Below are 20766 nucleotides of genomic sequence, written 5' to 3'. Positions count from 1 at the left end.
TAACAGCCACACTCGTTCGGTCATTCTGACCGAATCAGTCGACGCGGCGCGATGCGCCCGTCTTCGCTCACTTCACCGATACCGATAAAGCGACCGTTATGATCCTGTACTCGCACCATGCCGAATTTCGGGGCATCCGGGGCGCGTACCGGCTGGCCGTTGAGCCAGTAGAACGCGCTGTGCTCCGAAAAGTGCAGCAATGGCCAATCCAGCAAACCGCTGTCCGACGGCATCAGGAAGCGATCAACCGCCTCATTGCCGCCTTCGGCATGTACCGCTTCGAGCTCTTCCAGCGTGACCGTCTGGGCCAGGGTGAAAGGGCCGGCCTGTGTACGTCGCAGTTCGGCAACGTATGCGCCACAGCCCAGTTGCTCACCAATATCTTCCACCAGGGTACGGATATAGGTGCCTTTGCTGCAGTCCACCGCCAATCGGGCAGTGTCACCTTCACAGGCGAGCAATTCCAGCCGGGCAATAGTAACAGAACGCGGTTCGCGCTCCACCACTTCACCGGCACGCGCCAGCTTGTAAAGAGGCTGGCCATCACGCTTGAGCGCCGAGTACATCGGCGGTATCTGGCTGATTTGCCCACGGAAAGCGGGTAAGGCGGCTTCAATATCGGCACGACCAACGGTCACATCGCGAACCTGCAGGACATCACCTTCAGCATCGGCCGTGGTGGTGGTCTTGCCCAGTTGCATCAGGGTTTCATAACCCTTGTCGGAATCGAGCAGGTATTGCGAGAACTTGGTCGCCTCGCCAAAGCACAACGGCAGTACGCCGGTGGCCAGGGGATCGAGGCTGCCGGTGTGCCCGGCCTTCTCGGCATTGAGCAGCCAGCGGACCTTCTGCAACGCGGCATTGGAGGTAAAGCCAATGGGTTTGTCGAGCAGAATGATGCCACTGACGTTACGGCGGATACGTTTGACCTGAGCCACCGCTTACTCCTTGGCGTCTTCAGGTGTGGACGGATGCTGGCTGTCTTCAGCCACGGCGCGCTCGATCAATGCCGACAGGTGCGCGCCACGCACGACGCTTTCGTCGTAGTGGAAGTGCAACTGGGGAACGCTGCGCAACTTCATTTCACGGGCCAACTGCATGCGCAGGAAACCTGCGGCGGCGTTGAGCACCTTGATGCTTTGCGCGATTTCTTCGCTGTTGTCCTGGCCCATCACGGTGATGAAGATCTTGGCGTGACCCACGTCACGGCTCACTTCAACGGCGGTGATGGTGACCAGGCCAACGCGTGGGTCTTTGACTTCGCGACGGATCAGTTGAGCCAGCTCGCGCTGCATCTGATCGCCGATACGCTGGGTACGGCTGTATTCTTTTGCCATGTCTTGTTACCTGTTACTGCCACACGGTGAAACCCGTGGGGTCTGAAAGCGGCAAACGCCCGGCCTGACAAAAGCCAGACCGGGCGTTGCGTTTAGAGTCCGTACGCTACGCGGGGCATCTGCATGCCCACACGCGGCGTGGCTCCGGAAGTGCGCGAGTTAGAGGCTGCGAGCAACCTGAACCTTCTCGTAGACTTCGATCTTGTCGCCAGGCTTGACGTCGTTGTAGCTCTTGACGCCGATACCGCATTCCATGCCGGCACGTACTTCGGAAGCGTCATCCTTGAAGCGGCGCAGGGATTCCAGCTCGCCTTCGAAGATAACGATGTCTTCACGCAGTACACGGATTGGACGGTTACGGTGCACCGTACCTTCGATAACCATGCAACCGGCGATCGCGCCGAATTTCGGCGAGCGGAACACGTCACGCACCTCGGCGATACCCAGGATGTTCTCCCGGACGTCACTGCCAAGCATGCCGGTAAGGGCTTTCTTGACGTCTTCGATGATGTCGTAGATGACGTTGTAGTAACGCATGTCCAGGCCTTCCTGCTCGACGATCTTGCGAGCGCCGGCATCGGCACGCACGTTGAAGCCGAACAGTACAGCGTTGGAAGCCAGTGCCAGGTTGGCGTCGGATTCGGTGATACCACCGACACCGCCACCGACAACGCGCACTTGCACTTCGTCGTTACCCAGGCCGTTCAAGGCGCCGTTCAACGCTTCGAGGGAACCACGTACGTCAGATTTGAGGACGATGTTGAGCGTCTTCTTCTCTGCCTGGCCCATGTTCTCGAAGATGTTTTCCAGCTTGCCGGCGTGAGCACGAGCCAGTTTGACTTCGCGGAACTTGCCTTGACGGAACAGAGCCACTTCACGGGCTTTCTTCTCGTCGGCAACCACACTCATCTCGTCGCCAGCGTCCGGGGTACCGTCCAGGCCGAGGATCTCGACAGGGATGGAAGGACCGGCTTCCTTGATTGGCTTGCCGTTCTCGTCGAGCATGGCACGCACGCGGCCATAGTTCGAACCGACCAGCACCATGTCGCCTTGGCGCAGGGTACCGTCTTGAACCAGTACGGTAGCAACCGGGCCACGACCCTTGTCGAGACGCGATTCAACCACAACACCGCGGCCTGGGGCCGATGGGGTTGCTTTCAGTTCGAGTACTTCGGCTTGCAGCAGCACCGCTTCGAGCAGTTCGTCCACACCGGTACCGACTTTGGCCGAGACCGAAACGAACGGCGTATCACCGCCCCACTCTTCGGACGTCACACCGTGAACCGACAGTTCGCTACGGATGCGATCGAGATCGGCGCCCGGCTTGTCGATCTTGTTCACTGCAACCACCAGTGGAACACCGGCGGCCTTGGCGTGCTGGACAGCTTCAATGGTCTGCGGCATTACGCCGTCGTCCGCTGCAACCACCAGGATCACGATGTCGGTCGCCTTGGCACCACGGGCACGCATTGCGGTAAACGCGGCGTGACCCGGGGTGTCGAGGAAGGTGACCATGCCGCGCTCGGTTTCAACGTGGTACGCACCGATGTGCTGGGTGATACCACCGGCTTCGCCAGCCGCTACCTTGGCACGACGGATGTAGTCGAGCAGCGACGTCTTACCATGGTCAACGTGGCCCATTACGGTCACGACCGGCGCACGGGAGAACGTCTCACCTTCAAACTTCAGGGACTCGGCCAGGGAATCTTCCAGGGCGGTGTCGCTGACCAGGGTCACTTTGTGGCCCAGTTCTTCGGCTACCAGTTGAGCAGTTTCCTGATCAAGCACCTGGTTGATGGTCGCTGGGGTACCCAGTTTGAACATGAACTTGATGATTTCAGCCGCCTTGACCGACATCTGATTGGCAAGATCGCCAACGGTGATGGTCTCGCCGATCTGCACATCACGCACGACCGGGCCGGTTGGGCTCTGGAAACCGTGGGCATTGCGCTTTTTCAGCTTGGCCTTGCCGCGACCACCACGACGGAAGCTGTCGCTTTCTTCGTCGGTGGTACGTGGGGCAACGCGTGGCGCAGGCGCTTTCTCTTTGACCGAGGCGCGATGCGGAGCGTTTTTACGCTCGCCATCACCGCCACCACCGCGACGATTGTTATCGTCGGCACGTGGTTTGTCCGGACGACGAGGTTCGTCGCGCTTGCGATCTGCTGCAGGAGCAGGTGCGGCAGCCACCGGGGCAGCCTCACGCACCGCTTCAACAGGAGCGGCGACCGCTTCAGTGCTGGCAGGTTGCGCAGCAGCAGGCTGGCGACGCGCTTCTTCTTCGGCGCGACGCTTGGCTTCTTCTTCAGCCTTCTGACGAGCAGCATTTTCTACTGCGCGACGTTCATCCAGCTCGCGTTTGCGCTCGGCTTCGATTTCTTCCGGGCTGCGCTGTACGAAGACTTTCTTCTTGCGTACTTCAACGCTGATGCTCTTGCTACCTGCAACACGCAGGGTGCTGGTAGTTTTGCGCTGCAATGTAATCTTGCGCGGTTCTTCCACTTTCGCCTTGTGGCTGCTTTTCAAGTGAGTCAGCAAAGACTGCTTCTCACTGTCGCTCACATGTTCCTCGGCGGCGGTGTGCGGCAGACCTGCCTCACGCATCTGCTGCAACAGGCGCTCTACCGGTGTTTTGACCTCATCGGCCAGTTGTTTCACCGTGACTTGCGTCATGCACTTCTCTCCTCAGGCCGCGCCTAATTACTCGAACCAATGGGCTCGGGCGGCCATGATCAACTTGCCGGCACGATCTTCGTCAATGCCGTCGATGTCGAGCAGATCGTCAATAGACTGCTCGGCCAGGTCTTCGCGGGTAATTACGCCGCGCACCGCCAGTTCCATCGCCAAATCCTTGTCCATACCCTCAAGCGAGAGCAGGTCTTCGGCCGGATGGGCGTCTGCCAGCTTTTCCTCAGTAGCGATGGCTTTAGTCAACAAACGATCCTTGGCCCGAGCGCGAAGCTCGTTGACGGTGTCTTCGTCAAAGCCGTCGATGTTGAGCATTTCTTCCAACGGTACGTAGGCAATCTCTTCCAGGCTGGTGAAGCCTTCATCTACCAGCACCTGCGCCAGATCTTCATCGACTTCCAGCTCTTCGATAAAGTTGCGCAGGATGTCACCGGTTTCAGCTTGCTGCTTAGCCTGGATGTCCGATTCGGTCATCACGTTCAGGGTCCAACCGGTCAGTTGGCTGGCCAGACGCACGTTCTGACCACCACGACCAATGGCCTGAGCCAGATTGTCTGCGCCAACGGCGATGTCCATTGCATGGGCATCTTCGTCAACGATAATTGCCGCCACTTCAGCCGGCGACATGGCGTTGATCACGAACTGCGCCGGGTTATCGTCCCACAGGACGATGTCCACACGCTCACCGCCCAATTCGCCCGACACTGCCTGGACGCGCGAACCGCGCATACCAATGCAAGCGCCCTGCGGGTCGATGCGTTTGTCCTTGGAACGGACCGCGATCTTGGCGCGCGAACCCGGGTCGCGGGACGCAGCCATGACTTCGATCAGGCCTTCGGCGATTTCCGGCACTTCGATACGGAACAGCTCGATCAGCATTTCCGGCGCGGTACGCGACAGGATCAACTGAGGGCCGCGGTTCTCGGTGCGGATTTCCTTGAGCAGCGCACGCAAGCGCACGCCGACACGGAAGGTTTCGCGAGAGATGATGTCTTCACGGGCCAGCAACGCTTCGGCGTTGTTGCCCAGGTCGACGATCACGTTGTCGCGGGTTACTTTTTTCACGGTACCGGAGATGATTTCACCCAGGCGTTCGCGATAGGCGTCAACGACTTGAGCACGCTCGGCTTCGCGAACCTTCTGCACGATGACCTGCTTGGCGGTCTGTGCAGCGATACGGCCGAACTCGATCGATTCGATCTTTTCTTCGACGACATCACCGACGTTGGCGCCAGGGTGCGTTTGCGCAACCTTGCTCGGCCAGGTTTCAATCGCCGGATCATCAAGATCGGCTTCTTCGACGACCGTCCAGCGACGGAAAGTCTCATAGGCACCGGTGTGGCGGTTGATTTCCACACGCAGATCAACTTCATCTTCAAAACGCTTTTTGGTAGCAGTGGCCAGGGCCAGCTCCAGCGCTTCAAAAATCACGTTTGCCGGTACGCCCTTTTCATTGGATACCGACTCAACAACCAGCAGTACTTCTTTGCTCATCGTACGCCTCGCCTTTCGCAAGCCATTGGATCCGCGGGATCCGCGTCTCAGTCAAAACTGGGAATAATGTTGGCCTTGTCGATCATATCGATCGGCAACAGGAACTCGTGGTCTTCTACCTGCACCACGACATCCTGCTCTTCTACACCGCGCAGAAGGCCCTGAAAGTTGCGTCGCCCTTCGAACGGGGAGCGCAGCTTGATCTTCACTTGTTCACCGGCAAATTTTGCAAACTGATCAATAGTGAACAGTGGGCGTTCCATGCCTGGCGAGGAAACTTCAAGGGTGTATTCAACGGAAATCGGATCTTCAACATCCAGGACACCGCTGATCTGACGGCTGACAATTGCACAATCGTCCACCAGCACGCCGCCCTCTTTATCGATATAAACGCGCAACATTGAGTGGCGACCTTGAGCCGAAAACTCAATACCCCAGCATTCATAGCCTAGGGCCACGACCACCGGGGCCAGCAAGGCCTGCAACTCTTCTAGCTTGCTCGACACCTGAACCCCCTCGTGCATGTATGTGCATGCTGTGCAAAATAAAAAAATGGGCGAAACGCCCATCCTTGAAACGCCGTCGAACAGCGGCGTTGAAAGTGTCCAGCTAACAAAAAGCCCCTTAAAAGGGGCTCCGCTAAAACTGGTTGCGGGGGCCGGATTTGAACCGACGACCTTCGGGTTATGAGCCCGACGAGCTACCAGACTGCTCCACCCCGCGACAAAGCTGGGGCGGAAGTATACGACCGATCCCTTACAGGGTCAATGTAACCTTCCACCTACAAGAAAGCCCGCAACAGCGGGCTCTCCTGATAATTGGTACCGAGAAGGGGACTCGAACCCCTACACCCTATGGGCACAACCACCTCAAGGTTGCGTGTCTACCAATTCCACCACCTCGGCAATACAGCGTTTACAACCTTCTTACTTCTGCTCTTGAGCTGGAGGCACGTCAGTCGCTGGAGTAGCCGACTTTTGCTCTTGAAGCACCGGGACATCATCAGAAGCCGGTTTTGCTTTTGGTACTTCCAACACTGCTGGGTTTGGCAAACCTACTTGAGTCAGCACATGAGCCTTCTCTTTAGCAAAGTAACCTAACCCCAAGCTGGTTATGAAGAAACCGGCGGCAAGTATAGCAGTAAACTTACTAAGAAAGGTAGAGGAACCTTGGCTTCCGAATACAGTATTTGAAGCACCTGCACCGAAAGACGCACCAGCATCCGCACCTTTACCCTGTTGCAACAAAACCAGGGCAACTACGCCCAGGGCAGCCAACAGATGAAAAACGACTACGACTGTTTCCAGCATTTTTTCAGTTTCCCGCGGCGCGACAGATCGCACCGAACTCATCTGCATTCAGGGAAGCTCCACCAATGAGCCCCCCATCGATATCCGGCATGCCGAACAGTTCGACCGCATTGGCCGCCTTCACGCTGCCGCCGTATAGAAGCCGCACACCTTGTGCGACTTCAGAATTTTCTGCCGCCAACTGCGCGCGGATGGCGGCGTGCACATCCTGCGCCTGTTGCGGTGTAGCAGTCAGCCCGGTACCAATGGCCCAGACCGGCTCGTAAGCGATTACTGCCTTTGCAAACGCACCAACACCCAGTTCCTCGATGATGCTGCCCAGCTGACGCGAGACAACTTCAAGCGTCTTGCCCGATTCGCGCTGCTCAAGGGTTTCCCCTATGCACAACACCGGGATCAAACCACAAGCCTGTGCCGCTGCGAACTTGCGGTTGAGCATCTGATCGCTTTCACCCATCAACTGGCGGCGCTCGGAGTGCCCAACAAGCACATAGGCACAACCGGCATCAACCAACTGACTCGGCGCAATCTCACCGGTCAACGCACCTTGGGCGGGTTCCACCGCGCAATTCTGCGCACCGACCTGAATCGACTGACCTTTCAAGCCATCAACCACTTGGCCGACATGCAGGAAAGGCGGGAAAACCGCAACATCCACATCGCCAGGCAAGGCCAGGTGACGAAGGCCATTGATCAGCTCAGCGACACTGGCGCGGGTACCGTGCATCTTCCAGTTACCAGCTACCATCGTGCGACGCATGCTGTACCCCGTCGGTCAAAGTGGGCGCAGATGTTACCCAACCACACCATCACTGGCAAGCCGAATTCAGGCGCAAACTTCAGTTACCAGTTTTGCCAGGTCTTCGGCATGGCCGCGAACCTGTGTTTCGTCCTCGCCTTCGACCATGACACGCACCAGAGGCTCTGTGCCGGACTTGCGCAACAACACCCGCCCACGCCCCGCCATTGCCTGGGTTACACGCTCGCACGCTTCCTTGACAGAGGGGTGCTCGATTGGGTTTTCGCCACCGCCGAAACGCACATTGAGCAGCACCTGCGGACACTTGCGCAGCGCCTGTCGCGCCTGCGCGAGGCTCTCTTCGCGACGACGCAAGGCCAGCAACACCTGCAGCGCGGCGATGATTGCGTCGCCCGTGGTGGTGTGCTGGAAGCAAACGACATGCCCCGAGTTTTCACCACCAATCAGCCAATTGCGTTCCAGCAACTCGGCAATCACGTAACGGTCACCTACATTGGCGCGAATGAAGGGAATCCCCAATTCAGCCAACGCCAATTCAAGCCCCAGGTTACTCATCAGCGTACCGACGACACCCCCTTGCAGCTTGTTACGCTCATGCAAGTCGCGGGCAATGATGAACAGCAGGTCATCACCATCCACGACCATGCCGGTGTGATCGACCATCAACACGCGGTCGCCATCGCCGTCAAAGGCGATACCCAGGTCCGCATGCTCGGCCAGAACCGCCGCCTGCAACTGCTCCATGTGCGTGGAACCGCAGTTGTCGTTGATGTTCAACCCGTTGGGCTGAGCCGACAGCACAGTGACTTGCGCACCGAGCTCCTTGAATACACTCGGCGCCACCTTGTACGTCGCACCGTGGGCACAATCGACGACGATCTTCAGCCCGGCGAAATTGGTGCTGCTCGGCACGCTGCTTTTACAGAATTCGATGTAGCGACCGGAGGCATCGTTGATACGCGACACCTTGCCCAGCTTGCTGGACTCAACCACCGTCATCGGCGCATCCAGCAGCTCTTCGATCATCAGCTCGATCTCGTCCGGCAACTTGGTGCCCTGCCCCGAGAAAAACTTGATGCCATTGTCATCGTGCGGATTGTGCGAAGCACTGATCACGATACCGGCTTGAGCATGAAAGGTACGCGTCAGGTAGGCGATCGCCGGTGTAGGCATGGGGCCCAGCAGCATCACGTCGGCACCCGCGGCGGACAACCCTGCCTCCAGCGCGGATTCAAACATGTAGCCGGAAATACGCGTGTCCTTGCCCACCAGGATGCGGCACGCGCCCATGCTGCGGAATGCCATGCCTGCCGCCCAACCCAGCTTGAGCATGAAATCTGGGGTAATCGGGTATTCACCGACCCGACCACGGATACCGTCGGTGCCAAAATATTTCTTAGTCATGAGTGCTCCATCATTCTTATTCGGCTGATTCTACAGCGGCAATCATGCGCACCACGTCCACCGTCTCGGCGACATCATGCACACGCAAAATACGAGCGCCCTTGGTCATGGCAAGCGCAGCCAGCGCGAGGCCGCCATACAGCCGCTCACCCACCGGGCGATTCAGGGCCTGCCCTATCATGCTCTTGCGCGAAACACCGACCAGAAGAGGCCGACCAAGGGCGTGCAGGGCTTGCATATGCTTGAACAGGCTTAAATTATGCGGCAGGGTCTTGGCGAAGCCAAACCCGGGATCGAGAATGATCTTTTCAGCGCCAATGCCCACTGACGCGCACTGGGCGACTCTGTCAGCGAGGAAGCGACTTACCTCGCCAACCAGGTCGTTGTAGTGCGGATTATCCTGCATATTGCCGGGTTCTCCCAGCATATGCATCAGACACACGGGCAGGCCGGTCGCCGCAGCGGCGTCGAGGGCACCGTCGCGCTGCAATGAACGCACATCATTAATCAGGCCCGCTCCCAGGCGTGCAGTTTCCCGCATCACCGCCGGCGTTGACGTGTCCACCGAGATGATCACATCCAGCTCGCGCGCAATGCGCTCGACAATCGGCGCCACCCGCTCCAGCTCCTCCACAGGAGAAACAACGCGGGCACCCGGCCGAGTCGACTCGCCGCCGACATCAATCAACGTCGCGCCGGCAGCCACCATCGCCTCGGCATGACGCAACGCGGCATCCTGCTGACTGAAGCGGCCGCCATCGGAGAACGAGTCGGGAGTTACATTAAGAATGCCCATGACATGCGTATGGGCCAAATCAAGAACCCGGTTGCCGCAAGGCAACCGGGTGGAGGACGACGCAGAAATCATTTCAAACCTTAATGGTCAGCCGCCGGGCCGCCGATCGGAGCTTCAGGACGTTCATTCTGCACCACTGGCGGAGTGCCCGAGGTACCTGAACCACCTTCCCAATCGCGAGGCTCACGAGGCGTACGCCCCGCCATGATGTCGTCGATCTGATCGGCATCAATAGTCTCGTATTTCATCAGCGCATCAGCCATCGCGTCCAGCTTGTCGCGGTTGTCGGTGAGGATCTGCTTGGCCGTGCCATAGCACTGGTCAATGATGCTGCGCACCTCGGAGTCGATCAGCTTGGCTGTCTCGCCCGAAAAACTGGCACTTTGACCGCCACCGCCACGCCCCAGGAATACTTCGCCTTCTTCCTCGGCATACATCAACGGACCGAGTTTCTCCGACAAACCCCACTTGGTCACCATGTTCCGGGCGATCTGGCTGGCGCGCATGATGTCGTTGGAAGCGCCGGTGGTGACACCGTCGAAGCCCAACGTCATCTCTTCCGCAATCCGACCGCCGTACAGCGAACAGATCTGGCTGATCAGCGCACGCTTGGAGAGGCTGTAACGATCCTCTTCCGGCAGGAACATCGTCACGCCCAAGGCACGACCACGTGGAATGATCGAGACCTTGTAGACCGGGTCATGCTCAGGCACAACTCGACCCACGATGGCGTGACCCGCTTCGTGATACGCAGTGTTCTGCTTTTCCTTCTCGGACATGACCATGGATTTGCGCTCTGCGCCCATCATGATCTTGTCCTTGGCCAATTCGAACTCTTTCATTTCAACGATGCGCTTGCCGGTACGGGCTGCGAACAACGAAGCCTCGTTGACCAGGTTGGCCAAATCAGCACCGGAGAAGCCTGGGGTACCACGGGCAATCACGGCCGGGGCCACGTCGTCGCCCATTGGCACTTTACGCATGTGGACCTTGAGGATCTGTTCGCGACCGCGGATGTCCGGCAAGCCTACCACCACCTGGCGGTCGAAACGGCCAGGACGCAGCAGCGCAGGGTCCAGTACGTCAGGACGGTTGGTTGCAGCGATGACGATGATGCCGTCATTCATCTCGAAACCGTCCATCTCCACCAGCAACTGGTTGAGGGTCTGCTCACGCTCGTCATGACCGCCACCCATGCCGGCGCCACGATGGCGACCCACGGCATCGATTTCGTCGATGAAGATGATGCATGGCGCGTGTTTCTTGGCCTGTTCGAACATATCGCGAACACGGCTGGCACCGACACCGACGAACATCTCGACAAAGTCAGAACCGGAAATGGTGAAGAACGGTACCTTGGCTTCGCCGGCAATCGCCTTGGCCAACAAGGTTTTACCGGTACCCGGCGGACCGACCATCAGTACGCCACGAGGAATGCGTCCGCCCAGGCGCTGGAACTTGCCCGGATCACGCAGGAACTCGACCAGCTCACCGACTTCTTCCTTGGCTTCGTCGCAACCGGCGACATCCGCCAGGGTGGTTTTCACCTGGTCCTCGGAGAGCAGGCGTGCCTTGCTCTTGCCGAAGCTCATCGGCCCGCCCTTGCCTCCCGCACCCCCTTGCATCTGGCGCATGAAGAACATGAACACGGCGATAATCACCAGGATCGGGAAGCTGGCTACCAGGAGCTGGGTCCAGATGCTCTGCTGCTCAGGCTGTTTGCCTTCCACAACGACCTTGTTGTCCACCAGGTCGCCGATCAGACCGTTGTCCTGAATGGCCGGACGAATGGTCTTGAAGCTGTCGCCATCAATACGCTTGCCGGTAATCACGTAGCCATCAACCGCCACGCGCTCGACCTTGCCATCCTTAACTTGCTGGATGAAGTCGGAATAGTTGAGGGTCTGCGGCTCGTTAGGGCTGGAGAAGTTGTTCATCACCGTCACCAGGACAGCCGCGATGATCAACCACAGGATCAGATTCTTTGCCATATCGTTCAATTAACTACCCTCTGAAGCAAGCTCCGCTACTGGCGCGCGCTTCGCATGATATTCACCGGCCTAACTTACTACATTACCTACACCACTGGCAGGCGCCGTCTGTAACCCTTTGTGAAACTTTGACTACACAATAATCGTAAAGCTTCATGACGAAAGCGATATAAAAAAACCTATCGCCTTCCTCGAATCTCTCAAAAACGCTCTTCGCTCGCCGCACCTTCAACGCCGCGAAAGCCGCGACAGAGCAGGTATTGCTCCCGGGACCTGTCCCGGGAAGAGTCGGGCTTGCGTGTTTGCACCTTGTCGAACAGCTTGCGGATGTTCTTGTGGTACTCGTCAAACCCTTCGCCCTGGAAGACTTTCACCAGGAAATCACCACCAGGACGCAGTACCCGACCCGCCAGGTCCAGCGCCAATTCACACAGGAACATGGCACGCGGCATATCGACGGCCGGTAATCCACTCATATTGGGGGCCATGTCGGAAATCACAAGGTCTACCTGCGAATTTCCCACCGCCTCAAGAATCTCTGCGAGCACGCTGTCCTGGGTGAAATCACCATGAACAAAGGTCACATCCGGGATGCTGTCCATCTCCAGGATGTCTGAAGCGATCAAGCGGCCCTGCCCACCAATCAGACGACTGGTCACCTGGGACCAGCCACCCGGGGCCGCGCCCAGGTCAATAACGCTCATGCCGGGACGGATCAATTTGTCCTTGTCCTGGATCTCCAGCAATTTGTAGCTGGCCCGGGAACGGTAGCCGTCCTTCTGCGCCTTTTTGACGTAAGGATCGTTGAAATGCTCTTGTAGCCACTTAAGGCTGGTTTTGGAACGGGCCACGGGCCACCTCGAAAATAAAACGGGTCGTGATTAACTGGGCGGTCCCGGACTCGCTCGGGTAAACTGGCCGCCGCTTTTTACAAGATCAGACGCAGGGGTCAGATTATGCCGCTCACTCAAGAGCAGAAGAAACAGTACAAATCCATTGGCCACCATCTGAAACCAGTTCTGATTGTGGCAGACAACGGTTTGACTGAAGGTGTGTTAGCCGAATTCGAACGCGCACTCAATGATCATGAACTGATCAAGATCAAGGTCAATATCCTTGATCGCGAAGCGCGCCTGGCCGCCGTTGCAGAACTGTGCAAGGTGGGCAAGGCGGACCTGGTTCAGGTTATCGGCAAGATGGCGCTGCTGTATCGCAAGAATTTCAGCGTCAACAAGCAACTGTCGAACGTTCATCGCTTCAAATGATGACAAGGGTCAGGGGCGTGCTTCGCGCGCCCCGCCACTCCATCCCGGTGCGGGCTGTATAACCAGCACCAGGCCGGAGAACCCTAGCACAAGATAGCTGAATAGCTGCCAGCGCAACGCTTGCGGCAGCCAGACATGCACGACGCAATACATTGCGCACGCATACAGCGCCATCAATAGCAGTTGGCCGCGAATATCCCGCCACAAACTCCCCAAGCCTTCAGCCTTGACCAGCACTAATGCCTGGAGGGTCACGCACGCCGCCGCAAAAGCCACCAGCAACGCACTGAGCAATTCGTCGATCTCATCGATCAGCAGCGGCGCCAGGCCAATCAAACCCAGCGCTGGCAGCACGCCAATGTGCAACAACCACAGGCCACCCACCCAAAGCATCTGGGAGAGCTGCCAAAGCATGGCGCCCGCACGAAGCGGGCGCCGTCTTTCAGATGTGACGAACTTCAACAATCTCGTACTCGATCACGCCGCCGGGGGTTTTCACAGACACCACGTCCCCTTCTTCCTTGGCAATCAAGGCACGGGCAAGCGGTGAACCCACGGAGATCTTGCCGAGTTTGAAGTCAGCCTCGTCTTCGCCCACGATGTGATAAACAACGCGCTCATCGGTCTCGACGTTGGCGATTTCCACCGTGGTGCCAAAAATCACCTTGCCGGTATGCGGGATGGTCGTGACGTCGATGATCACCGCATTCTGCATGCGGCCTTCGATATCACGGATCCGCGCCTCGACCATACCCTGCTGCTCGCGAGCAGCGTGGTATTCGGCGTTTTCCTTCAAGTCACCCAACTCGCGGGCCGTACCGATGTCCTGGCTCAGCTTTGGACGTACGACTTTGGTCAGATGGGCGTGCTCCTCTTCCAGGGCGCGAGCGCCCTGAACGGTCATCGGGTATTTGGTTATGCTCATGCCTTCAATCCTGCGTGTAGATCCTGCAAGCGACGCACGGTCTTTTCCGGACCGAACTTGAGCGCTTCGCAGATGGCTTCGCCAGCAGCAATGGTGGTGGTGCAGTAGATCTTGTGCTGCAAGGCATTACGACGAATGGAGTAGGAGTCCGCGATCGACTGGCGACCTTCGGTGGTGTTGATGATCAGGGTGACTTCGTCATTCTTGATCATGTCGACCACGTGCGGACGGCCCTCCGTCACTTTATTCACGCGGCGTACTTTCAGGCCGGCAGCCTCGATCAGCTTGGCGGTCCCGGCGGTAGCCACGACTTCAAAGCCCAAGTTGATCAGATCACGGGCCACACCCGCAACCAGTGGCTTGTCGTCATCGCGCACGCTGATAAACGCAGTACCGCCGGTCGGCAGCACTTCGCTGGCGCCCATCTGGGCCTTGGCGAAGGCTTCGCCGAAGGTGTCGCCCACGCCCATCACTTCACCGGTGGACTTCATTTCCGGGCCCAGGATCGGGTCCACGCCAGGGAATTTGGCGAATGGGAACACCGCCTCTTTCACGCTGTAGAAGTTCGGAATGATTTCCTTGGTGAAGCCGATTTCCTTCAGGGTCTTACCGGCCATCACGCGCGCAGCGATCATGGCCAGGGACACACCGATGCACTTGGACACGAACGGTACGGTACGCGAAGCGCGCGGGTTGACTTCGATGACGTAGATGTCTTCGCCTTGCAGCGCCAACTGCACGTTCATCAGGCCGACCACACCCAGTTCCAGGGCCATTTTCTTGACCTGTTCGCGCATCTCGTCCTGGATGTGCGCCGGCAGCGAGTACGGCGGCAGCGAGCACGCGGAGTCACCGGAGTGAACGCCCGCCTGTTCGATGTGCTGCATGATCGCTCCGATCACCACGTCGGTACCGTCGCACACCGCGTCCACGTCCATTTCGATGGCGCAGTTGAGGAAGTGGTCGAGCAGCACCGGGCTGTCGTTGGAGACTTTCACCGCGTCACGCAGGTAGCGCTTGAGTTCTTCTTCTTCGTAGACGATTTCCATCGCGCGGCCGCCCAGTACGTAGGACGGACGCACCACCAGCGGGTAGCCGATCTTGCTGGCTGCACGGATGGCTTCGTCTTCGCTGCGCACGGTGGCGTTCGGCGGCTGACGCAGGTTCAGGCGCTCGACCATTTGCTGGAAACGCTCACGGTCTTCTGCACGGTCGATGGCATCCGGGCTGGTACCGATGATCGGCACGCCAGCGGCTTCCAGGGCACGCGCCAGTTTCAGTGGGGTTTGGCCGCCGTACTGGACGATCACGCCTTTTGGCTTCTCGACGCGGCAGATTTCCAGTACGTCTTCCAGTGTCACCGGCTCGAAGTACAGGCGGTCGGACGTGTCGTAGTCAGTGGAAACCGTTTCCGGGTTGCAGTTGACCATGATGGTCTCGTACCCGTCTTCGCGCAGGGCGAGAGCGGCGTGTACGCAGCAATAGTCAAACTCGATGCCTTGGCCGATACGGTTCGGGCCGCCACCGAGGATGATGATCTTGTCGCGATCCGACGGCGCGGCTTCGCACTCTTCCTCATAGGTGGAGTACATGTACGCAGTGTCGGTGGCGAACTCGGCGGCGCAGGTATCAACGCGCTTGTAGACCGGGAAGATATCCAGCTTGTGGCGATGGGTACGCAGGTTTTTCTCGGTCACACCCAGCAGCTTGGCCAGACGCTGATCGGAGAAGCCTTTGCGCTTGAGGCGGAACATCAGGTCGCGGTCGATGGACGACAGGCCGAGGGTCTTGACCTTCTCTTCTTCCTTGATCAGGTCTTCGATCTGCACCAGGAACCACGGGTCGATCATGTTCATGCCGAAGATATCTTCGACGCTCAGGCCGGCACGGAAGGCGTCAGCCACGTACCAGATACGCTCGGCGCCCGGTACGGTCAGCTCGCGCTTGAGGATGCTCATGCTTTCCGGGTTGCTCAGGTCGAGCTTCTCGTCCAGGCCGCACACACCGACTTCCAGGCCGCGCAGGGCTTTCTGCAGGGATTCCTGGAACGTACGGCCAATGGCCATGACTTCACCGACCGACTTCATCTGAGTGGTCAGGCGCGCATCGGCCTTGGCGAATTTCTCAAAGGCAAAGCGCGGCAGCTTGGTCACGACGTAGTCGATAGACGGCTCGAAAGACGCCGGCATGGCGCCGCCGGTGATTTCATTCTGCAACTCGTCCAGGGTGTAACCGATCGCCAGCTTGGCCGCGATTCGCGCAATCGGGAAGCCGGTGGCTTTCGATGCCAGCGCCGAAGAACGCGATACACGCGGGTTCATCTCGATCACGACCATGCGGCCGGTATCCGGGCAGATGCCGAACTGAACGTTGGAACCACCGGTTTCCACGCCGATTTCACGCAGTACCGCCAACGAGGCGTTACGCATGATCTGGTATTCCTTGTCCGTCAGGGTCTGCGCCGGCGCAACGGTGATCGAGTCACCGGTGTGCACACCCATCGGGTCGAAGTTTTCGATGGAGCAGACGATGATGCAGTTGTCCTTCTTATCGCGGACAACCTCCATCTCGTATTCTTTCCAGCCGATCAGGGATTCGTCGATCAGCAGCTCTTTGGTCGGCGACAGGTCCAGGCCGCGGGCGCAGATTTCTTCGAACTCTTCACGGTTGTAGGCGATGCCACCACCGGTGCCGCCCATGGTGAAGGACGGACGGATAATGCACGGGAAGCCCAGCTTTTCGAGAACCGCGTTGGCCTCTTCCATGCTGTGGGCGATACCGGAGCGCGGGCAATCAAGGCCGATGGACTTCATCGCCTTGTCGAAACGCGAACGGTCTTCAGCCTTGTCGATGGTGTCGGCGTTGGCACCGATCATCTCGACGCCGAACTTCTCCAGGACGCCTTCGCGCTCCAGGTCCAGGGCGCAGTTCAGTGCGGTCTGGCCGCCCATGGTGGGCAACAGCGCGTCCGGACGCTCTTTCTCGATGATCTTGGCAACGGTCTGCCATTTGATCGGTTCGATGTAGGTGGCATCGGCCATGGCCGGGTCGGTCATGATGGTGGCCGGGTTGGAGTTCACCAGGATGACGCGGTAACCCTCCTCGCGCAGGGCTTTACAGGCCTGGGCGCCGGAGTAGTCGAATTCGCAGGCCTGGCCGATAACGATCGGGCCAGCGCCGAGAATCAGGATGCTTTTTATGTCTGTACGTTTTGGCATGGGTTTGTCACTCAAATCCGCAGGTCAGTCGGCAAGCCGTCTTGAACATTCTTTGAAGAGCCTGCGGGGGCCACCGAAATTCGGGACCACCCGCAGGCCGCTCAGTCAGCGTCGCTTGGCCATCTCATTGATGAAACGGTCGAACAGCGGCGCTACGTCGTTCGGGCCCGGGCTGGCTTCAGGGTGACCCTGGAAGCTGAACGCGCTCTTGTCGGTGCGCTCGATGCCTTGCAGGGAACCGTCGAACAGCGACTTGTGAATCGCGCGCACGTTCGAAGGCAGGCTCGCTTCATCCACCGCAAAACCGTGGTTCTGGCTGGTGATCATGACAACGCCGGTGTCCAGGTCCTGCACGGGGTGGTTGGCACCGTGGTGACCGTGGCCCATCTTCAGGGTCTTGGCGCCCGAGGCCAGGGCCAGCAACTGGTGGCCCAGGCAGATACCGAATACCGGGATCTCGGTTTCCAGCACGTCCTTGATCGCCTGGATCGCGTAGTCGCATGGCTCCGGGTCACCAGGGCCGTTGGACAGGAACACGCCGTCCGGTTGCAGGGCGAGTACATCGCTGGCCGGGGTTTGCGCCGGCACCACGGTTACGCGGCAGCCACGCTCAACCAGCATGCGCAGGATGTTGTACTTCACGCCGTAGTCGTAGGCCACAACGTGATAAGGCAAGTCGGCGGCCTCGATAGTCGCGTGGCTGTCGGTCTTCAGGTCCCAGACAGTGGAGCGCCATTCGTACTTCTCTTTGACGCTGACGACTTTCGCCAGGTCCATGCCTTTCAGGCCAGGGAACCCTTGCGCTGCGGCAATCGCGGCCTCTTCGGAGATATTCTCACCGACCATGATGCAGCCGTTCTGCGAGCCTTTTTCACGCAGGATGCGCGTGAGGCGGCGCGTATCGATACCGGCGATCGCCACAACGTTGTTGGCTTTCAGGTAATCGGACAGCGACATCGTGTTACGCCAGTTGCTCGCAACCAGTGGCAGGTCACGAATCACCAGACCGGCCGACCAGACGCGATCAGACTCGGCGTCTTCCGGTGTAGTACCGGTGTTGCCGATGTGCGGATAGGTCAGGGTAACGATCTGTTGGGCGTAGGAAGGATCGGTAAGGATTTCCTGATAGCCGGTCATGGCGGTGTTGAACACCACCTCACCAACGGTTTGACCGTCGGCTCCAATGGCTTCGCCGCGAAAAATGCTGCCATCAGCAAGGGCGAGTATGGCTGGCTTAGTCAAGAAGACCTCCCGTAAATAAAGCCTGAAAGGGCGATCGCAGGTTGCAAAAAAGCGGAGTGACGTATGGACACGTCACCCCGCTTCTTCACTGAATTATTCTGCGCGCTTTTAGTGGACACACTAAAGCTGTAGCTTACAGAAAAAGGCTTTTTTGGTCCACCGCTAATGAGCCTGAAAGGCAGGGGAATGCGACAGGGCGTCGCTTAGCGGGTAAAACGGGGCCCAAGCATAAGCTTGAGGCCCTGTTTAAGCTACCGATTAGTGCAGGTCGAGCACATCACGCATGTCGTACAGGCCAGGCTCGCGCCCTTCCAGCCAGAGCGCAGCGCGCACCGCGCCCTTGGCAAACGTCATGCGACTGGAAGCCTTGTGCGTGATTTCCAGGCGTTCGCCCTCAGTGGCAAACAGCACAGTGTGATCGCCGACCACATCACCACCGCGTACGGTGGCAAAACCAATGGTGTCGCGCGCACGGGCACCGGTGTGCCCTTCACGGCCATACACCGCCACTTTGCACAGGTCACGCCCCAACGCATCGGCGATGGCCTCGCCCATCCGCAAGGCAGTCCCGGACGGCGCATCGATCTTGTGACGATGATGGGTTTCGATAATCTCGATATCCGCCTCATCACCCAATACGCGAGCGGCCATATCCAGCAGCTTGAGGGACAGATTCACGCCTACGCTGAAGTTCGCCGCAAAGACGATCGGGATATCCTTGCCCGCCTGAGCCAGCAACTGCTTCTGCTCCACCGTCAAACCGGTGGTACCGATCACCATCGCCTTGCCTGCCTTGCGACAGAACGCCAGGCTTTCCAGCATCACCTCCGGCAGCGTGAAATCGATCAACACGTCGAACTCGTCGGCCACCTGCGCCAGATGACCGGACAACGAGACGCCGATACGGCCCAGTGAGGCCAACTCACCCGCGTCCGCACCGATCAACGTGCTGCCCGGACGCACGATCGCCGCGGTCAGCCCGGACGCCGGCGAGCGCTGCTGCACGGCTTCGACCAGCGTCTTGCCCATGCGCCCGGCAGCGCCCATTACGGCTATACGTCGCATACTCAATTCCTTACAGGTCGCCGAAGAAGCGCTTCACACCATCGAAAAAGCCCGTGGTTTTCGGCGAGTGAGAGTCATCACCTTCCAACGAACTGCGGAACTCTTCAAGCAGCTCACGCTGACGGCGATTCAGGTTGACCGGCGTTTCTACCGCCACGCGACACATCAGGTCGCCGGCCCCGCCACCGCGCACCGGCGCAACGCCTTTGCCACGGATACGGAACTGCTTGCCGGTCTGCGTACCCTCTGGAATCTTCAGCTTGACCCGACCGTCCAGCGTCGGAATTTCCAGCTCACCACCCAGGGCCGCATCGACGAAGCTGATCGGCACTTCACAGAACAGATGCTTGCCATCACGCTGGAAGATCGAGTGCTCGCGCACATTGATCACCACATACAGGTCGCCCGTAGGCCCACCCTGAGTACCGGCCTCCCCTTCACCCGACAGACGAATGCGGTCACCGGTATCCACGCCCGCCGGCACTTTCACCGACAGCGTCTTGTACTCTTCGACGCGACCTTCGCCATGGCAGGAATCGCACGGGTCGGAAATGATCTTGCCCTGGCCATGGCAACGCGGGCAGGTTTGCTGCACCGAGAAGAAGCCCTGCTGCATCCGCACCTGGCCGATACCGCCGCAGGTCGGGCAGGTGATGGGCGAAGAGCCCTTCTTGGCACCCGAGCCGTCGCACGGTTTGCAGTTGACCAGCGTCGGTACACGGATGTTGACGCTGGTGCCGCGCACGGCTTCTTCCAGGTTCAGCTCCAGGGTGTAGCGCAAGTCGCTGCCACGTTGGGCCCCGCCACGCTGGCCACCACGGCCACCGCCAAAGAAATCACTGAACACGTCACCGAAAATATCGGAGAAGTTCTGGCCACCAAAACCGGCACCGCCGCCACCCATGCTCGGGTCGACGCCGGCATGCCCATACTGGTCGTAGGCTGCACGCTTGTTGGGATCAGACAGACATTCGTAGGCCTCATTGGCCTCTTTGAACATTTCTTCGGATTCTTTGCTATCCGGATTACGGTCCGGGTGGTGCTTCATCGCCAGGCGACGGTAAGCCTTTTTCAGGTCCGCCTCGCTAGCCCCGCGCTCCACACCCAATACTTCGTAATAGTCACGCTTTGCCATAAGTCTTTGCACTCTTAAGGACGTTCAGCCAGACCCTCCTGAGCCTCGCCAAACTCGTTGAGCCCCAATGCAGGCCCGGACCCAACTCACGTCAATTCAACGATCCTGGTCATTACTACTTTTTAGCCGGCCACCC

The 20766-nt window shown here is 58.8% G+C and carries 18 protein-coding genes and 2 tRNA genes; 1 reads left to right on the top strand and 19 read right to left on the bottom strand.

The annotated features are described in order from the left end of the window. Positions 1-20: 20 nt before the first annotated feature. The 13 genes from truB to rlmE all read right to left on the bottom strand — a co-directional run bounded on the left by truB (position 21) and on the right by rlmE (position 12631). The gene (gene truB, locus J1G34_RS19735; RefSeq protein WP_003176136.1) at positions 21-938 is read right to left on the bottom strand and encodes a tRNA pseudouridine(55) synthase TruB; all 918 of its coding nucleotides are present in this window, start codon (positions 936-938) and stop codon (positions 21-23) included. Between the two features lie 3 nt (positions 939-941). After that, positions 942-1337 (bottom strand): 30S ribosome-binding factor RbfA, encoded by a 396-nt coding sequence (rbfA, locus tag J1G34_RS19730; RefSeq protein ID WP_065883945.1) that lies wholly within the window; start codon positions 1335-1337, stop codon positions 942-944. A gap of 159 nt (positions 1338-1496) precedes the next feature. Next, the gene (gene infB / locus J1G34_RS19725; protein WP_065883943.1) at positions 1497-4010 is read right to left on the bottom strand and encodes a translation initiation factor IF-2; all 2514 of its coding nucleotides are present in this window, start codon (positions 4008-4010) and stop codon (positions 1497-1499) included. A gap of 27 nt (positions 4011-4037) precedes the next feature. Beyond that, positions 4038-5519: a transcription termination factor NusA gene (gene nusA, locus J1G34_RS19720; protein WP_057725019.1), complete on the bottom strand. Its 1482-nt coding sequence runs from the start codon at positions 5517-5519 to the stop codon at positions 4038-4040. Between the two features lie 47 nt (positions 5520-5566). After that, entirely contained in the window at positions 5567-6025 is a 459-nt protein-coding gene (rimP, locus tag J1G34_RS19715; protein WP_003235029.1) for a ribosome maturation factor RimP, read from the bottom strand. A 140-nt stretch (positions 6026-6165) separates the two neighbouring features. Then, positions 6166-6242, bottom strand: a tRNA-Met gene (locus J1G34_RS19710). A 96-nt stretch (positions 6243-6338) separates the two neighbouring features. Then, a tRNA-Leu gene (locus tag J1G34_RS19705) sits at positions 6339-6424 on the bottom strand. Between the two features lie 21 nt (positions 6425-6445). Continuing rightward, positions 6446-6829 (bottom strand): preprotein translocase subunit SecG, encoded by a 384-nt coding sequence (gene secG / locus J1G34_RS19700; RefSeq protein ID WP_010206600.1) that lies wholly within the window; start codon positions 6827-6829, stop codon positions 6446-6448. A 4-nt stretch (positions 6830-6833) separates the two neighbouring features. Further along, the gene (gene tpiA / locus J1G34_RS19695) at positions 6834-7589 is read right to left on the bottom strand and encodes a triose-phosphate isomerase (protein WP_057725018.1); all 756 of its coding nucleotides are present in this window, start codon (positions 7587-7589) and stop codon (positions 6834-6836) included. A gap of 66 nt (positions 7590-7655) precedes the next feature. Then, positions 7656-8993 (bottom strand): phosphoglucosamine mutase, encoded by a 1338-nt coding sequence (glmM, locus tag J1G34_RS19690; protein ID WP_065883941.1) that lies wholly within the window; start codon positions 8991-8993, stop codon positions 7656-7658. A 16-nt stretch (positions 8994-9009) separates the two neighbouring features. Then, entirely contained in the window at positions 9010-9861 is an 852-nt protein-coding gene (gene folP / locus J1G34_RS19685; RefSeq protein ID WP_122461928.1) for a dihydropteroate synthase, read from the bottom strand. 8 nt (positions 9862-9869) lie between these two features. Then, complete coding sequence (gene ftsH / locus J1G34_RS19680) at positions 9870-11780, bottom strand: ATP-dependent zinc metalloprotease FtsH (RefSeq protein WP_057725015.1); 1911 nt, start codon at positions 11778-11780, stop codon at positions 9870-9872. Positions 11781-11980: 200 nt separating this feature from the next. Beyond that, complete coding sequence (gene rlmE / locus J1G34_RS19675) at positions 11981-12631, bottom strand: 23S rRNA (uridine(2552)-2'-O)-methyltransferase RlmE (RefSeq protein ID WP_003235041.1); 651 nt, start codon at positions 12629-12631, stop codon at positions 11981-11983. Positions 12632-12736: 105 nt separating this feature from the next. Between rlmE and J1G34_RS19670 the strand changes: the two genes are divergently transcribed. Further along, on the top strand, positions 12737-13045 hold the full coding sequence (locus tag J1G34_RS19670) for a YhbY family RNA-binding protein (RefSeq protein ID WP_003176146.1): 309 nt from the start codon (positions 12737-12739) through the stop codon (positions 13043-13045). A 9-nt stretch (positions 13046-13054) separates the two neighbouring features. On the opposite strand, the gene J1G34_RS19665 is transcribed toward J1G34_RS19670, so the two are convergent. The 6 genes from J1G34_RS19665 to dnaJ all read right to left on the bottom strand — a co-directional run bounded on the left by J1G34_RS19665 (position 13055) and on the right by dnaJ (position 20630). Beyond that, positions 13055-13459, bottom strand: a complete 405-nt coding sequence (locus J1G34_RS19665; protein WP_065892262.1) for an MFS transporter — start codon at positions 13457-13459, stop codon at positions 13055-13057. 28 nt (positions 13460-13487) lie between these two features. Continuing rightward, positions 13488-13964, bottom strand: coding sequence for a transcription elongation factor GreA (gene greA / locus J1G34_RS19660; protein WP_057725061.1), 477 nt, complete (start codon positions 13962-13964; stop codon positions 13488-13490). A 2-nt stretch (positions 13965-13966) separates the two neighbouring features. Then, positions 13967-17188, bottom strand: coding sequence for a carbamoyl-phosphate synthase large subunit (gene carB / locus J1G34_RS19655; RefSeq protein WP_065892261.1), 3222 nt, complete (start codon positions 17186-17188; stop codon positions 13967-13969). Positions 17189-17293: 105 nt separating this feature from the next. Then, positions 17294-18430: a glutamine-hydrolyzing carbamoyl-phosphate synthase small subunit gene (carA, locus tag J1G34_RS19650; protein ID WP_057725011.1), complete on the bottom strand. Its 1137-nt coding sequence runs from the start codon at positions 18428-18430 to the stop codon at positions 17294-17296. 258 nt (positions 18431-18688) lie between these two features. Then, positions 18689-19495 (bottom strand): 4-hydroxy-tetrahydrodipicolinate reductase, encoded by an 807-nt coding sequence (gene dapB, locus J1G34_RS19645; protein ID WP_222994522.1) that lies wholly within the window; start codon positions 19493-19495, stop codon positions 18689-18691. Positions 19496-19505: 10 nt separating this feature from the next. Further along, complete coding sequence (dnaJ, locus tag J1G34_RS19640) at positions 19506-20630, bottom strand: molecular chaperone DnaJ (protein WP_065883934.1); 1125 nt, start codon at positions 20628-20630, stop codon at positions 19506-19508. Between the last annotated feature and the right edge of the window lie 136 nt (positions 20631-20766).

It is taken from the genome of Pseudomonas sp. Wu6, assembly GCF_019891515.1.
Classification (GTDB): Bacteria; Pseudomonadota; Gammaproteobacteria; order Pseudomonadales; family Pseudomonadaceae; genus Aquipseudomonas; species Aquipseudomonas orientalis_A.
The sequence above is the reverse complement of the archived record's forward strand: the minus strand, read 5'-3'. Positions and strand labels throughout refer to the sequence as shown.

Excerpts from the sequence above, each read along its gene's own strand:
- glmM (WP_065883941.1), bottom strand. The coding sequence starts at position 8,993 with ATGACTAAGAAATATTTTGGCACCGACGGTATCCGTGGTCGGGTCGGT.
- dapB (WP_222994522.1), bottom strand. The coding sequence starts at position 19,495 with ATGCGACGTATAGCCGTAATGGGCGCTGCCGGGCGCATGGGCAAGACG.
- J1G34_RS19665 (WP_065892262.1), bottom strand. The coding sequence starts at position 13,459 with ATGCTTTGGCAGCTCTCCCAGATGCTTTGGGTGGGTGGCCTGTGGTTG.
- infB (WP_065883943.1), bottom strand. The coding sequence starts at position 4,010 with ATGACGCAAGTCACGGTGAAACAACTGGCCGATGAGGTCAAAACACCG.
- folP (WP_122461928.1), bottom strand. The coding sequence starts at position 9,861 with ATGATTTCTGCGTCGTCCTCCACCCGGTTGCCTTGCGGCAACCGGGTT.
- ftsH (WP_057725015.1), bottom strand. The coding sequence starts at position 11,780 with ATGGCAAAGAATCTGATCCTGTGGTTGATCATCGCGGCTGTCCTGGTG.
- nusA (WP_057725019.1), bottom strand. The coding sequence starts at position 5,519 with ATGAGCAAAGAAGTACTGCTGGTTGTTGAGTCGGTATCCAATGAAAAG.
- secG (WP_010206600.1), bottom strand. The coding sequence starts at position 6,829 with ATGCTGGAAACAGTCGTAGTCGTTTTTCATCTGTTGGCTGCCCTGGGC.
- rbfA (WP_065883945.1), bottom strand. The coding sequence starts at position 1,337 with ATGGCAAAAGAATACAGCCGTACCCAGCGTATCGGCGATCAGATGCAG.
- J1G34_RS19670 (WP_003176146.1), top strand. The coding sequence starts at position 12,737 with ATGCCGCTCACTCAAGAGCAGAAGAAACAGTACAAATCCATTGGCCAC.
- tpiA (WP_057725018.1), bottom strand. The coding sequence starts at position 7,589 with ATGCGTCGCACGATGGTAGCTGGTAACTGGAAGATGCACGGTACCCGC.
- carB (WP_065892261.1), bottom strand. The coding sequence starts at position 17,188 with ATGCCAAAACGTACAGACATAAAAAGCATCCTGATTCTCGGCGCTGGC.
- dnaJ (WP_065883934.1), bottom strand. The coding sequence starts at position 20,630 with ATGGCAAAGCGTGACTATTACGAAGTATTGGGTGTGGAGCGCGGGGCT.